Consider the following 14,667-nt stretch of genomic DNA (forward strand, 5'->3'; position numbering starts at 1 on the left):
ATATTCAAATATATACTTTTTTTGATAAAGTTTAAAACATTTATCTATTTTATTAGATTGTCATTGAGAAAATACGTGTTTCTGGCTCGTTATCTATCATTCTCTTATCGAATGTCATACACACATTTCTAACATATGGACGTCCTTCTTCTTTTACGATCAAACCATTTTCTACAAATTCAATCAAATTATCGTCAACCATATCTTGCAACATAGTTTTAATACGATCTACATCATCAAATTTCATATTATCATCAGCCCAAGAAGTTTCTAAATTACACATTAAATTTAGAATATGACGACGCATAATCAAATCTTCTTCTGATAAAATATGACCTTTGAAAACGGATAATTCTCCGTTATTTATTGATTTTTCATACTCTTCTACCGTCTTCTCGTTTTGTCCAAAACTGTACCAAGAATCGCTGATAGAAGAAACTCCCAAACCAAACATTAATTGTGTTTTCGAAGAAGAATATCCCATAAAATTACGATGTAATGTATGGTTTTTCATCGATTGATACATCGAATCTTGTTCTAAGGCAAAATGATCCATTCCAACTTCGAAATAGTTCATTTCCTCGAACATTTTCTTTCCTTTTTCATATAATGCACGTTTCAATTCTGGCGAAGGCAAATCATCATCATGAAAACCACGTTGTCCAACACCTTTTATCCACGGCACGTGCGCATAACTGTAAAATGAAATACGATCTGGATTTAATTCTTTTGTTAAATTAATTGTTTCCATCATACCTTCCATTGTTTGATGTGGAAGACCAAAAATCAAATCGTGAGAAATCGATGTAAAACCAATTTCGCGCGCTTCTTCTGTTGCTCTTTTCACATTCTCGAAAGGTTGAACACGATTAATCGCTTCCTGAACTTTCAGATCATAATCTTGTACACCATACGAAATACGTCTAAAACCTAAATCGTATAAAGCCTGTAAATGTTCTCTTGTTGTGTTATTTGGATGCCCTTCTAAACTAAATTCATGTCCTTCGGCAACATCCGCATATTCAAAAATACCATCAATTAATTTCTTCAAATTTTCTGGAGAGAAAAATGTTGGTGTTCCTCCTCCTAAATGAATTTCTTTAATTTTTGGTCGAGATGAAAATAAATCCACATATAATTTCCATTCTTTCAAAACTGTATCAATATACGGAACTTCTACCGAATGCTGTTTCGTAATACGTTTGTTACATGCACAAAACGTACACAACGATTCGCAATAAGGTAAATGAATATAAATTGATATCCCTTCTTCAGCATTGCTTTCATCGAAAGATCGTTGAAAACTTTCAATCCAACCTTGTTTAGTAAAATCATCATTGTCCCAAAACGGAACAGTTGGATAACTTGTGTAACGAGGTCCTGGAATATTATATTTCTGAATTAAATTATTCATTATCTAAAAAATTAAAAATACTTAATCAACTTGACTAAGTATTATTTAATAAATTTTCTTTAAAAATTATTTTTATAGAATTGCCTGACGAACTCTAACTAATTTCGTTAATAATTCTTCTAACAAATCTAATTGTAACATGTTTGCTCCGTCACTTTTTGCGTTTTTAGGATCTGGATGCGTCTCGATAAAAATACCGTCAGCACCAACAGCAATTCCAGCTTTTGCAATTGTTTCGATTAATTCTGGCTTTCCTCCTGTTACACCCGAAGCTTGATTAGGTTGTTGCAAAGAATGTGTGATATCTAAAATAACTGGCGCATAATTCTGCATCACAGGAATTCCACGATAATCTACCACTAAATCTCCGTAACCTAACATAGTTCCACGCTCGATAATTGCAACATTATTATTACCAGAATCTGTTACTTTCTCTACAGGAAATTTCATTGCTTCTGGCGAAAGAAATTGACCTTTCTTCAATGTAACATGTTTCCCTGTTTGTGCAGCTGCAACCACTAAATCGGTTTGACGAACCAAGAAAGCAGGAATTTGTAACACATCTACATAAGCCGCCGCCATTTCTGCATGAAAAGGTTCATGGATATCTGTAGTTGTTGGCACATCAAATGTTTCTCCTACTTTTTGGATAATTTTCAATGCTTTTTCATCTCCAATTCCTGTAAAACTATCAATACGAGAACGATTTGCTTTTTTGAAAGATCCTTTAAAAACATAAGGAATCTCTAATTTATCAGTAATTGTTACTACTTTTTCAGCAATTCTCAAAGCCATATCTTCACTTTCGATGGCACATGGACCAGCAAGTAAAAAGAAGTTTGGCGAATCTTTGTGTTTTATCTTTGATAAAGTTTCTATCATTGTGCAAATTTACACAAAGTTATCGACTTATTTTTCATAATTTTGCCTATACTTTATCATTCTTATTTATCGTTTTATGGATTTTTTATCTAACATTAGTATAGCCGATATTTTTGGCTATCTTGCTTCAGTCTTTATTGTACTAGCATTCTTTTTTTCAAAGATTACAATTATTCGCATTATCAATGCAATTGGTTGTGTATGTTTTGTAATTTATGCTGCTATGATTGAGGCTTGGCCAGTCCTTATTCCAAATGCAATTTTATTTTTAGTTCAGGCATATTATATTGCTTTCAAACCTGGAAAATAATCTTAAAAAACCATAAAATTGAAAATCCTATCTGCTGTACTAAATAATATTGAAACCGATCAAAGATTAGATAAAGTTTGCCATTCTTTGTTAAAATTTGGGTACGATGTAGAATTGATTGGCGCAACTATAAACGGAAGACCAGAATTGAATAAACCGTACAAGACATTTTTGATGGAACAAAAAAATCAATCAACAATGAAAAAGTATGCAGAATTTAATTACAAATTGTTTTTCACCTTACTTAAAAAAGCTGATAAACAAACTATTTTATTAGCCAATGATTTGGATAGTTTACTTCCTTTTTATTTGGTTAGTAAAATCAAAAAAATTCCTTTAGTTTTTGATAGTCATGAAATTTATTCAGAATTACCATCATTACACAATCGTCCTAAAACAAAAAAAATTTGGAAAACTTTAGAACGTTCTCTTGTTCCAAGAATTAAATATTTTTATACGGTAAGTAATGGATATGCCAATTGGTTTCGCAAGGAATATGGTGCTAATCCGGCTGTGATTAGAAATGTTCCCAACCGAACAAAACTTAACGATAAACAAGATTTAATTTTCTTTCGCTTACCCGAAAATCCAACAAACGATAAAATATTATTGTATCAAGGCGTAATTAACATGAGTCGAGGAATTGACAGAATGATTGAAGCCTTCAAATACATTGATAATTGTCAATTTTGGATTGCTGGCGAAGGGCCCAAAAAAACTGAATACGAACAATTGGTAAAAGATTTAGATTTAACTAATCGCATTCATTTTTTAGGAAATATTCCCCCAAAAACTTTAAAAACTATAACACCTTTAGCTGATGTAGGAATGAGTATGGAAGAAGATTTAGGATTAAGCTATCGCTACGCTCTACCGAATAAATTATTTGACTTTATTCAAGCTAGAGTACCAATTTTAGCAACAAATTTACCAGAAATCAAAAAAATGGTCGAAGAATATAAAGTTGGAAAAGTGATTGACAACCACGAACCAAAACATTTGGCTGAAAAACTACAAGAAATCTTAAACGAAGGAAAAAGAAGTTACCAAGAAAACCTTGCAAATGCTGCAAACGAACTTTGTTGGGAAAATGAAGAATTAAAATTGAAGGAGATATTTGATCGTGCAAAATAGATGATAAGTATTTGTATTCCGATATATAATTTTGATGTAAAACCGTTAGTTTACGAACTTTCGAAACAAATTTCTATGCAAAATAATATCGAAATCATTGTGATTGACGATGCTTCGGATTTATATTTTCAAGAAATTAATTCTGAACTAAAAGATCCCTTCAAATTTATACAATTAAAAGAAAATATTGGTCGCTCGAAAATCAGAAATTTATTTCTAAACTATGCGACTCAACCTTATTTACTTTTTTTAGATTGCGATGGTTTAGTTCATCATAATCCTCATTTTATTTCAAATTATTTAAAAACAGTAAAACAAAATTTAGATGTTGTTTGTGGAGGAAGAATTTATCCTGAAAAATGTCCTAATAAAAACGTTTCTCTGAATTGGAAATACGGCAAAAAAGTAGAAAGTCCGGCTATTATTAGAAGTTTTATGTCAAATAATTTTCTAATTAAACGTACAGTTTTTGAATCAATCCTATTTGATGAGACTATTCGAAATTACGGACATGAAGATACTCTTTTCGGAATTGAACTAGCGAAAAATAATATTCAAATCACCATTATAGACAACTCTGTTTTTAACGCACATTTAGAAAACAACAAAACGTATTTAGAGAAAAATATTTCAAGTTTAAAAAACTTAAATTTATTAATTAACTCGAATAAAATTAAAGTTGAGGATTTTCAGTACATCAAACTTTTAAACTTTTATCTTCAATTAGAAAAATATCGATTAACAAGTATTTATTCAAAGTTTTATTCTGTTTTCAAACAATATATTTATTCTAATTTACTTAGTCAAAATCCGAATCTGACTTATTTTAATTTATATAAACTTGGCGAATTTATTCGCATAAAAAAAGAGTCTACAACTAAGTAAACTCTTTCTTTAAAATTATATTGTGTGATTTTTTCTTATTCTGTAATTGCTTCTGCAACTTCAAATAATTTTCCGTCTTCGCAACGTACTTTACGCGCAGGATAACGACGAATAATTTCGTAATCGTGTGTAGCCATCAAAACTGCACAATTATTTTGCTTCGAAACTGACAACAACAAATCCATAATGTCATTCGACGTTTCTGGATCTAAATTTCCTGTTGGCTCGTCGGCTAAAATTAATTCAGGATGATTTAACAATGCACGAGCTATAGAAACACGCTGTTGTTCACCTCCAGAAAGACGAAACGGCATCATTTTCTTTTTAGACAACATTCCTACCGAATCTAAAACCTCATCAATACGTTTATCGATTGTCGCTTTATCTTTCCAACCTGTTGCTTTCAAGACGAACGTTAAATTTTGTTCTACCGTACGATCTGTTAACAATTGAAAATCTTGGAAAACAATTCCTAAATGTCTTCTAAGATCTGGAATTTTACTTGTTTTCAGTGATTTCAAATCCATTCCAACCACAGAACCTTGTCCAGATTGAAGCGGTAAATCACCATAAAGTACTTTTAATAAACTACTTTTTCCACTTCCTGTTTTACCGATTAGATAAACAAATTCTCCTTCGTTAAGTGTAAAATTAACGTCAGATAATACTAAATGATTTCTTTGATATATAGATGATTGACTTAACTCAATTACATTTTTAGCTTCCATACTTTCTACAGTCTTTAAAACAAATGTAAAAAAAAAGCTTGAAAGAACGACCTTCAAGCTTATTTTTTATGAATTGTAGCGATTATCTTTTAGCTCTTACTTCACTAACAGTTAATGCTTTTCTTCCTTTCTTTCTACGAGCAGCTAATACTTTGCGCCCGTTTTTAGAAGCCATACGCTCACGGAATCCGTGTTTGTTTCTTTTTTTTCTGTTACTTGGTTGAAATGTTCTCTTACTCATCTTTACTAAGTTTCTAATCCATTACTCGAATGGGTTGCAAATATACAGTTATTATTATTAATTCAAAAATCAAATTGATAGAAAATTACAAAAAAGCTGAATTAATAGTAAACCGTGTTCCGTTCTACACTTTGTAATTTTCGAAGTGCAAATATAGAAACTTTTTTTTGTTAAGCAAGAGAAAATTAAAACAATAACATTTAAAACTTATCAACAATTTTATTTTTGAAGATCTAACAAACCTATTTTCGGAAGGAACAGAAAAGTTTCCTTAAAACTTTCATAAAACATCAAATATCTTGTTTTTATCAGTCTTTTTTTAGCTTAAAATTCGTATATTAGCCACCTTATATAACAAAACAATATGACTGAAGGAGAAAGACTAATCCCAATTAACATTGAGGATGAAATGAAATCCGCTTACATCGATTATTCGATGTCGGTAATCGTATCTCGTGCGCTTCCGGATGTGCGTGATGGTTTAAAACCTGTACACCGTAGAGTATTATTCGGAATGTATGAATTAGGTGTTTTTTCTAATCGTTCTTACAAAAAGTCGGCACGTATTGTAGGGGAAGTTTTAGGTAAATTTCACCCACACGGCGACAGTTCTGTTTACGACACAATGGTACGTATGGCGCAACCTTGGTCTTTGCGTTACTTACTAGTTGACGGACAAGGTAACTACGGTTCTGTAGATGGTGATCCACCTGCTGCAATGCGTTATACTGAAGCAAGACTTCAAAAAATTTCAGACGAATTACTAGCTGATTTAGATAAAGAGACAGTTGACTTTCAACTAAACTTTGACGATACTATCCAAGAACCTACTGTACTACCTACTCGTGTTCCAAACTTATTAGTAAATGGTGCATCTGGTATTGCGGTTGGTATGGCCACAAATATGGCACCACATAACTTAACAGAAGTTATCGATGGAACAATTGCTTACATTGACAATCGTGAGATTACAATTGATGAATTAACACAGCATATCAAAGCACCTGACTTCCCAACAGGAGGTACTATTTACGGTTACGATGGTGTAAAACAAGCTTTCGAAACTGGACGCGGACGTGTTGTTCTACGTGCAAAAACTAATTTTGAAGAAGTGCATGGTCGCGATTGTATTATAGCAACAGAAATCCCTTACCAAGTTAATAAAGCAGACATGATTGCAAAAACTGCAGAGTTGGTTAAAGATGGTAAATTAGATGGTATTTCTGAGATTCGTGACGAATCTGACCGTAAAGGTATGCGCATTGTTTATGTTCTTAAAATGGATGCGGTTCCTAACGTTGTTTTAAACAAACTATATAAATTTACTCAATTACAATCATCTTTCAGCGTAAATAATATTGCCTTAGTTAATGGTAAACCAGAGCAATTGAATTTGAAAGATATGATTTATCATTTCGTAGAACACCGTCACGAAGTGATTGTTCGTCGTACTGAATACGAATTGAGAAAGGCACAGGAAAGAGCACATATCTTGGAAGGTTACATGAAAGTAATCGGAACACAAGATGATCTTGATCGCGCAATTAAAATCATTCGTGAATCTGCAACACCAGAAGAAGCTCGCACTGGATTAATGGTAGCTTTCGAGTTATCAGAAATTCAAGCACGTGCAATCTTAGATTTACGTTTACGTACATTAACAGGTCTTGAAATTGATAAGATTCGTGAAGAATACGAAGAAATCATGAAAATGATTAATCATTTGAAAGATATTTTAGCAAACGAAGATTTACGTATGCAAATTATCAAAGATGAGTTATTAGAAGTTCGTAAAAAATATGGAGACGAACGTCGTACTGATATCGATTATGCAGGTGGAGACTTAAATATCGAAGATTTAATTCCTGATGAGCAAGTTGTTTTAACAATTTCTCATATGGGATACATCAAACGTACGCCTCTTTCTGAATATCGTAAACAATCTCGTGGAGGAGTTGGTAATAGAGCCGCTACAACACGTGACGAAGATTTCTTAGAGTATATGGTTTCAGCATCTAACCACCAATACATGTTATTCTTTACAGAAAAAGGAAAATGTTATTGGATGCGTGTATACGAAATTCCAGAAGGTTCTAAAACATCTAAAGGTCGTGCAATTCAAAACTTGATCAACATCGAGCCAGATGATAAAGTAAAAGCATATATCCTTACACACGATTTAATGAACGAAGAATACGTAAATAATAATTACGTAATCATGGTAACTAAAAATGGTATCATCAAGAAAACATCTTTAGAAGCTTATTCTCGTCCACGTGTTAATGGTATCAACGCAATTACAGTTCGCGAAGGAGACACATTATTAGAAGCTTTACTAACAGATGGTAAATCTCAAATTATGATCGCTTCTAAATATGGTAAAGCTATCCGTTTCGAAGACGAAAAAGTTCGTCCAATGGGACGTACTGCTTCTGGTGTTCGTGGTATCAATTTAGGAGATCAACCAGATAATGAGGTTATCGGGATGATTGTTGTAACTGATGTAGAAAAAGAAACTGTATTAGTTGTTTCTGAACAAGGTTATGGAAAACGTTCTTCTATCGAAGATTATCGTGAAACAAATCGTGGTGGTAAAGGTGTAACAACACTTAACATTACTGATAAAACAGGAAAATTAATCGCAATTGAAGCTGTTACAGACGAAGATGATTTAATGATTATCAATAAATCTGGAGTTGCAATTAGAACTGGTTTAGATGAAATTCGTGTAATGGGTCGTGCAACACAAGGTGTTCGATTGATTAACTTGAAAAAGAACGATGAGATTGCAGCAATTGCAAAAGTACAAGTTGAAGAAGAATTGGAAGATGAAGTAGAACTTGATGAAGAAGGAAATCCAATTGTTGTAGAAAACACAAACGAAAACAACGAAACTCAAGCAGAAAAAACAACTGCTGAGGATCCAAATAATGAATAATCAATGAAAAAATTATTATTTAGTTTAGGTTTAGTTTTAGCAATGTCAACATCGTTTGCTCAAACAAACACAGAAGAATTAACAACAGAACCTACAGTTTTAGCTGAAAAATACAATAAATCAGCAAAAGAAAACTTATCAAAAGGAGATGTTACGAAAGCAAGCCAAGATTTAGCAAAATTATCTAAGTATGAAAACGGGAAAGTTTGGCAAGTCAAAAACAAAGACACTAAAAAAGATGAGTTTTACTATTCTCAAGCTGATTTAGATAAAGCTACATCTACTGGTAACTATGCTAAAGCGAAAGAAGTTACATTACAACCAAAATACGGTTTCTTGTTACAATCTGAAGTTTCTAATTTGGCAAACAAAGAATTAGAAGCTGCTAATAAAGCTATGGATACAAAACAGTTTACTGAAGCTGGAACAAAGTTTTTAAATGTTTACAACTTAGTAGAAGCATTAGGAACAAAAGAAGACATCTATAAGTATCAAGCGGCAATTTGTTTTTACAATGCAAATGATTACGATAAATCATTAACAATTTTGAAAGAATTGGCGGCAAAAGGATTTACAGGTAAATCTACTAATCAAACAAAAGATTACAATCGTGATATGTACGTTTTAGCACTTAATGGCTTGTATAACGCTAAGAAATACGATGCTATTGTAGAGGAGGCTATTGCTAAATATCCTGGAGATGCAGATATCAATAACATTGCAACAGGCATTTACCAAGTTTCTGGAAACTCTGATAAAATGTTAAAACGCATCGAAGAAGCTATTAAGATCAGTCCTAATGATGCACAAAATTATTATAATTTAGGAGTTTTATATTTAGATGATACTTCAAAAGCTGAAGAATCAAAAAAAATGTTCAAAAAAGCGATTGAATTAAATCCTAAACATTTCGAGTCTTACAACAATTTAGTTTTAGCTATTTTGCAACCAGACAAAGAAATTGTTGAAACAATGAACAACAATTTAGGAACATCTAAAAAAGAGAAAGAAATTTACAATACAAACGAAGTAAAACGTAAAGCTTTGTTTACGGAAGCAGTTCCTTATCTTGAAAAAATGTACGAAATTCAACCAGAAAATCGTCAAGTTATTCGAAACTTAATTCAAGCTTATAAGACGTTAGGAAACGAACAAAAAGAAACTTTCTATCGTGATGCTGAGAAAAAATTAGTGAAATAATAATTTTCACATAAAATAAAAAAGGACTTCAATTGAAGTCCTTTTTTATTTATTCAAATGAAGATTTACAAATCCCAATTTCTTAAATCTGTCAAGAAATGATGAGCTGTCAAATCATAACGTACAGGTACAACTGAAATATAACCTTCTTCTAAAGCTCTTTCATCTGTATCTTCTCCTTTATCAAGATTCTTAAATTCGCCACTCATCCAATAATACGTTCTTCCTCGCGGATCTTCTCGCTTATCAAATTTTTCTTCCCATTTAGCATCAGCTTGGCGACAAACTTTTATCCCTTTTATTTCTGTTTCTTTCAGTTTAGGAATGTTAACGTTTAACACAACTCCTTTTGGTAATTTATGCTCAAGAACTTGTGAAATAATAATTCTGATAAATTTCTCTGAAGATTTAAAATCTGCATTATAAGAAAAATCACACAACGAAAATCCTATCGCAGGAATCCCTTCAATACCTGCTTCCACAGCAGCAGACATAGTTCCTGAATAAATTACATTTACAGAAGAGTTTGATCCATGATTAATTCCTGAAATACACAAATCTGGCTTACGTGGTAATATCTGAGAAACAGCCAATTTAACACAATCTACTGGTGTTCCAGAACATGCATATTCTTTTATATCTCCATCTACTTCTATCTCATCACAAAATAATGTTGAGTTTATAGTTACTGCATGTCCCATTCCACTTTGCGGACTATCTGGCGCAACAACATAAACATTCCCAAATTCTTTTGCGATTTCTATTAAAGCTCTTATTCCCGGAGCAGTAACTCCATCATCATTTGTCACTAAAATTAGCGGTCTTTCCATATTTTATTCTTACTTTTATTCATCATTTTTGCAAATGTAAAAAACTTCCTTCTAATTTCTTTTTTGTTTTATATTTGAAGGACTCTTAAATTATTAATTTATATAACACCAACGCAATATGTTAATTAAAAAAACGTATGTTTTACTATCGTTTTTATCAATGAGTTTACTTGCTTTTTGTTTTTGTAAACCCATGCTTGACACTAACGAAGAAAAAGAAAAGCTAATCGTAAAAAACGCGAGAAATACTTTAACTTATCTACATTACAAACCCGCTACAATTGACGATAAATTTTCAGAAAACGTATTTAATAAATACTTAGAGTATATCGATCCAAGTAAACGCTTCTTATTACAATCTGATTATGACTTATTCAAAAAAGATTATCACAATTTAGATGATTATTATAAATCTGAAAATCTAAGTTTCTATAATTCTACTGCAGACACAATCTATAAAAGAATTGCTGAAGCGGAAAAGTATTCAATGAATGCTTTATCAAAACCTTTCGACTTTAATCAAAAAGAGAATTTCAATATCGATTACAAAACGTCTAAATATGCAAAAGATAAAAACGAAGCAAAAGATTTATGGCGTAAATATCTAAAATATAACGTGATGTTAGAAATCGTTTCAATGCAAGAAGAATTGAAAGGAGAGAAAAAAGATACAATTGATAACGGAAAGTCTTTAAAAGCAATCAAGGATCCTTTAGCCGATAAAGACAAAAAGAAAATCACAAAAGAAACGCCTTTTGCTGAAGTAGAAAAAATGGCTCGTGAAGAAGTTAAAGATTTAATTTCTGACTATTTCCGTCGTATCAAACAAACGAAACGCGAGAATTATTTCTCTATTTACCTAAATTCTTTTACAGAGCAATATGATCCACATACGACATACTTCTCTCCAACAAGTAAAGAGGATTTCGATTTCGAAATGTCTGGACAAATGGAAGGAATTGGAGCTAAATTACAAGACAAAAAAGGATATGCGACAATTGCAGAATTAGTAATTGGAGGTCCTGCTTGGAAAAATGGTAAACTAGAAGTAGGAGATCAAATTATCAAAGTTGCGCAAGGGAAAAATGGAGAGGCTAAGAATATTGTAGGAATGTTACTTAACGATGCAATACGTTTAATTAGAGGTAAAAAAGGAACTGAAGTTGTTCTTACTGTTAAGAAAAAAGACGGTTCTCAACAAACTATTTCTTTGATTCGTGATGTAATCGAATACGATGAAGTATTTGCTCGCTCATCTGTTATAACAGATGAAAAAGGAGATAAATATGGAATGATTTACTTACCTGAGTTCTACACTCCAATGGGAAAAGAAGGTGGACGTTACCCTTCAGATGATATCAAGAAAGAAATTGAAATATTGAAGAAAGAAAACATCAAAGGTCTTATTTTCGATGTTCGTAATAATGGAGGAGGTTCTCTTGATGAAGTTGTAAAAATATCTGGATTATTCATTAACAAAGGACCAATTGTACAGGTAAGACGTTCAGACGGAATGCTTAAAATTCACGAAGACAAAGATAATTCTATCGCATACGACGGGCCTTTAGTAGTAATGGTTAACGAGCTTTCCGCATCTGCGTCAGAGATTTTTGCAGCAGCAATGCAAGACTATGGTCGCGCTGTTATTGTAGGTTCTCCTCAAACGTTTGGTAAAGGTACAGTACAAACTATCTTACCTTTAGATCGTCAATCAGGAAGTGATGAGTACGGAGCTATTAAATTAACAATTCAAAAATTCTACCGTGTAAACGGAGGATCAACACAATTAAAAGGAGTTCAATCAGATATTTCTCTAGTTGATCAATTCACTTACGAAGATATCAGTGAAGCATCTCGTCCAGAAGCCTTGAATTGGGATCAAATCAAACCATTGGTTATTGCAAAATGGCCTACAACTTTCGACTTAACTAAGATTAAAGCAAATAGTAAAAGTCGTTTAGAAAATAATGCTCACTTGAAATTAATGAACGAAAGTTTCAAGTTCATTAAATCAATGGAAGATGTGAAAGAGGTTCCTTTAAACTTAACAGATTACAAAGCTTTTCGTAAAACTCGTGAAGATAAAATAAAGAAATTCGAAGCTTTAGATAAATATAAAAACAATTTCAAATTTACAATGAATCAAAATGATTTAACTACAACTAAAACAGATACTGTTTTAAAAGCTAAACGAGACAATTGGTTCAAAGGAATGCAAAAAGACTTTTATTTAAACGAAGCTGTTAACGTTTTAAGAGACATTAAATAATGGAACAAGAAAACGGTTCATTTTCTCATATCGTATTCAATAAATTAAGAAAGAACACCCTTGGTGTTCTTTCTTTTAGTGTAATAGTATTAGCTGCAATCATTTCTATTTTTGCCTATGTCTTTGCGTCTGATAAAACAGAAAATGCAAACAGACAAGACCTAACTATTGCATATGCTCCTATAGGTTATCAGCAAAAAACAATCGAAATCCCTTTACCAAATTATTCAGGAAAAACAAGCTTTTCTGATTTTATATTCGGGAAAGAGATCGATACCGAACAAATAAGTATCACATCTTACAAGAAAGATGAAAAAAGCATCACTTATGTTCCATATATAGGAAACGGACTAAGTGGTGAAGCAATAAAGATAGATTTATCAACTTGGACTAATCATAACATCAAAATACAAGATATAGAGAAAGATTTTATCTACACAAAAACTTATTTACTTGGTACAGATTCTTACGGAAGAGACTTTTATTCGAGATTAATTATAGGGACAAGAATTTCTTTTCTTATCGGGTTTATCGCTGTTTTCATTTCATTAGTTGTCGGAATCTCCTTGGGCGCGCTTGCAGGTTATTACAAGGGACGAACAGATAACATAATAATGTGGTTGATAAACGTTGTGTGGTCTATCCCAACACTACTATTGGTTATTGCTATTACCTTAGCTATCGGAAAAGGATTTTGGCAGATATTTATCGCTGTTGGACTAACGATGTGGGTAGAAGTTGCACGTGTAGTTCGTGGACAATTCCTATCATACAGAGAAAAAGAATTTGTAGAAGCAGCAAAAGCATTAGGATTTTCGGACACTAGAATTATCTTCAACCAAATATTACCTAACGTTGTTGCACCTATCATCGTTATATCTGCTGCCAATTTTGCTTCGGCAATTTTAGTAGAAAGCGGTCTTAGTTTCCTTGGAATTGGAGCACAACCTCCTACTCCGTCTTGGGGAAATATTATTAAAGAACATTATAATCATATTATTTTAGGGAAACAACATTTGGCAATTCTACCGGGATTAGCTATTATGTTATTGGTTCTTGGGTTTAATATCTTTGGGAATGTTCTACGAGATATAATGGATATTAAGCAATAAGAAATATAGATTTCAATAACTTACAAAGCTGTTAAATATAATTATTTAGCAGCTTTTTTATTCAGTCAAACAATATTAACCAAGATTAACTTGTTATATTAAAACTGATTAATCATTAGTTATGTTAAAAAAATATTTCATTTTCTTATTGTTTCCACATATATGTATAACTCTTTTTTCTCAAGAACATATATTTAAAAACACATGTTATATAGGAGGAGAAGTACATACTCAATCTTTTGATACCATACAATCCAAAGAAAAATTAGATTTATTATTCTATAATAAACACTTTGATTTATATACTCCAACTTTTTTTCCTGATCAATTAGTAACAAAGACTAAACAAACAAAACCTCGTTTATCAAAAACTAAAGAAGGATATATTGTTGAATATTTCAATGAAAAAAATCAATTAATAAAGTATTCCTATGACATGCAACCAGGTAATTTTGATGTATATATTGTTTATTCTGATAAAGATTACCCAGTATTTTTAGTCGAATCATTTTTAAATCTTGGTCATGTTTACAATTTAATTAATTCAGTATCTTATAATTTAAAATATAATACAAAAGGAGAAGTTATTTATATAGAAATGATTGATTATAATAATTATATATGTGAATTAGAAAAAATCAATTAATCTATTTTATAAAACCTCTCTATCTTTTATATAAAATGTAAGGAGATTTTAAACAAAATGTCAAGTAATTTCATTCAA

At 31.7% G+C, this 14,667-nt stretch carries 13 protein-coding genes; 8 read left to right on the forward strand and 5 right to left on the reverse strand.

The window, feature by feature from the left end:
* Positions 1 to 52: 52 nt before the first annotated feature.
* Together hemN and kdsA are read right to left on the reverse strand one after the other, a co-directional pair.
* Positions 53 to 1,414 (reverse strand): oxygen-independent coproporphyrinogen III oxidase, encoded by a 1,362-nt coding sequence (hemN, locus tag E4J94_RS00650; protein WP_135833981.1) that lies wholly within the window; start codon positions 1,412 to 1,414, stop codon positions 53 to 55.
* Between the two features lie 72 nt (positions 1,415 to 1,486).
* Positions 1,487 to 2,296 (reverse strand): 3-deoxy-8-phosphooctulonate synthase, encoded by an 810-nt coding sequence (gene kdsA, locus E4J94_RS00655; protein WP_135833982.1) that lies wholly within the window; start codon positions 2,294 to 2,296, stop codon positions 1,487 to 1,489.
* A 76-nt stretch (positions 2,297 to 2,372) separates the two neighbouring features.
* Here kdsA and E4J94_RS00660 point away from each other — a divergent pair, with 76 nt between their 5' ends.
* From E4J94_RS00660 to E4J94_RS00670, 3 genes are read left to right on the forward strand one after another with little or no spacing between them, the layout of a single operon-like run.
* Complete coding sequence (locus E4J94_RS00660; RefSeq protein WP_135833983.1) at positions 2,373 to 2,606, forward strand: uroporphyrinogen decarboxylase; 234 nt, start codon at positions 2,373 to 2,375, stop codon at positions 2,604 to 2,606.
* A gap of 18 nt (positions 2,607 to 2,624) precedes the next feature.
* Positions 2,625 to 3,740 carry a glycosyltransferase gene (locus tag E4J94_RS00665; RefSeq protein ID WP_135833984.1) on the forward strand — a complete coding sequence of 372 codons (1,116 nt, stop codon included), beginning with the start codon at positions 2,625 to 2,627 and terminating at the stop codon, positions 3,738 to 3,740.
* A complete protein-coding gene (locus E4J94_RS00670; RefSeq protein ID WP_135833985.1) occupies positions 3,741 to 4,625 on the forward strand; it encodes a glycosyltransferase family 2 protein in 885 nt (294 codons plus the stop codon).
* Positions 4,626 to 4,660: 35 nt separating this feature from the next.
* Here E4J94_RS00670 and E4J94_RS00675 read toward each other — a convergent pair whose 3' ends face one another.
* A complete protein-coding gene (locus E4J94_RS00675) occupies positions 4,661 to 5,353 on the reverse strand; it encodes a cell division ATP-binding protein FtsE (RefSeq protein ID WP_135833986.1) in 693 nt (230 codons plus the stop codon).
* Positions 5,354 to 5,435: 82 nt separating this feature from the next.
* Positions 5,436 to 5,594 (reverse strand): 50S ribosomal protein L34, encoded by a 159-nt coding sequence (gene rpmH / locus E4J94_RS00680; RefSeq protein ID WP_019974979.1) that lies wholly within the window; start codon positions 5,592 to 5,594, stop codon positions 5,436 to 5,438.
* Positions 5,595 to 5,958: 364 nt separating this feature from the next.
* Here rpmH and gyrA point away from each other — a divergent pair, with 364 nt between their 5' ends.
* Both gyrA and E4J94_RS00690 read left to right on the forward strand, forming a co-directional pair.
* Positions 5,959 to 8,532, forward strand: a complete 2,574-nt coding sequence (gene gyrA, locus E4J94_RS00685; RefSeq protein ID WP_135833987.1) for a DNA gyrase subunit A — start codon at positions 5,959 to 5,961, stop codon at positions 8,530 to 8,532.
* Between the two features lie 3 nt (positions 8,533 to 8,535).
* A complete protein-coding gene (locus tag E4J94_RS00690; protein WP_135833988.1) occupies positions 8,536 to 9,732 on the forward strand; it encodes a tetratricopeptide repeat protein in 1,197 nt (398 codons plus the stop codon).
* A gap of 65 nt (positions 9,733 to 9,797) precedes the next feature.
* Here the strand turns inward: E4J94_RS00690 and surE are convergent, their stop codons facing one another.
* Positions 9,798 to 10,562, reverse strand: a complete 765-nt coding sequence (gene surE, locus E4J94_RS00695) for a 5'/3'-nucleotidase SurE (RefSeq protein WP_135833989.1) — start codon at positions 10,560 to 10,562, stop codon at positions 9,798 to 9,800.
* A gap of 193 nt (positions 10,563 to 10,755) precedes the next feature.
* Between surE and E4J94_RS00700 the strand changes: the two genes are divergently transcribed.
* The 3 genes from E4J94_RS00700 to E4J94_RS00710 all read left to right on the forward strand — a co-directional run bounded on the left by E4J94_RS00700 (position 10,756) and on the right by E4J94_RS00710 (position 14,589).
* Entirely contained in the window at positions 10,756 to 12,831 is a 2,076-nt protein-coding gene (locus E4J94_RS00700; protein ID WP_135833990.1) for a carboxy terminal-processing peptidase, read from the forward strand.
* Positions 12,831 to 13,943, forward strand: coding sequence for an ABC transporter permease (locus tag E4J94_RS00705; protein WP_135833991.1), 1,113 nt, complete (start codon positions 12,831 to 12,833; stop codon positions 13,941 to 13,943). The genes E4J94_RS00700 and E4J94_RS00705 overlap by 1 nt, the downstream gene beginning before the upstream one ends.
* 121 nt (positions 13,944 to 14,064) lie before the next feature.
* Entirely contained in the window at positions 14,065 to 14,589 is a 525-nt protein-coding gene (locus tag E4J94_RS00710) for a hypothetical protein (protein ID WP_135833992.1), read from the forward strand.
* Positions 14,590 to 14,667: the final 78 nt, after the last annotated feature.

This window comes from Empedobacter tilapiae, assembly GCF_004785645.1.
Lineage (GTDB): Bacteria > Bacteroidota > Bacteroidia > Flavobacteriales > Weeksellaceae > Empedobacter > Empedobacter tilapiae.

Coding starts and splice junctions, on each gene's coding strand:
- hemN (WP_135833981.1), bottom strand. CDS start 1,414: ATGAATAATTTAATTCAGAAATATAATATTCCAGGACCTCGTTACACA.
- kdsA (WP_135833982.1), bottom strand. CDS start 2,296: ATGATAGAAACTTTATCAAAGATAAAACACAAAGATTCGCCAAACTTC.
- E4J94_RS00660 (WP_135833983.1), top strand. CDS start 2,373: ATGGATTTTTTATCTAACATTAGTATAGCCGATATTTTTGGCTATCTT.
- E4J94_RS00670 (WP_135833985.1), top strand. CDS start 3,741: ATGATAAGTATTTGTATTCCGATATATAATTTTGATGTAAAACCGTTA.
- E4J94_RS00675 (WP_135833986.1), bottom strand. CDS start 5,353: ATGGAAGCTAAAAATGTAATTGAGTTAAGTCAATCATCTATATATCAA.
- rpmH (WP_019974979.1), bottom strand. CDS start 5,594: ATGAGTAAGAGAACATTTCAACCAAGTAACAGAAAAAAAAGAAACAAA.
- gyrA (WP_135833987.1), top strand. CDS start 5,959: ATGACTGAAGGAGAAAGACTAATCCCAATTAACATTGAGGATGAAATG.
- E4J94_RS00690 (WP_135833988.1), top strand. CDS start 8,536: ATGAAAAAATTATTATTTAGTTTAGGTTTAGTTTTAGCAATGTCAACA.
- surE (WP_135833989.1), bottom strand. CDS start 10,562: ATGGAAAGACCGCTAATTTTAGTGACAAATGATGATGGAGTTACTGCT.
- E4J94_RS00700 (WP_135833990.1), top strand. CDS start 10,756: ATGCTTGACACTAACGAAGAAAAAGAAAAGCTAATCGTAAAAAACGCG.
- E4J94_RS00705 (WP_135833991.1), top strand. CDS start 12,831: ATGGAACAAGAAAACGGTTCATTTTCTCATATCGTATTCAATAAATTA.
- E4J94_RS00710 (WP_135833992.1), top strand. CDS start 14,065: ATGTTAAAAAAATATTTCATTTTCTTATTGTTTCCACATATATGTATA.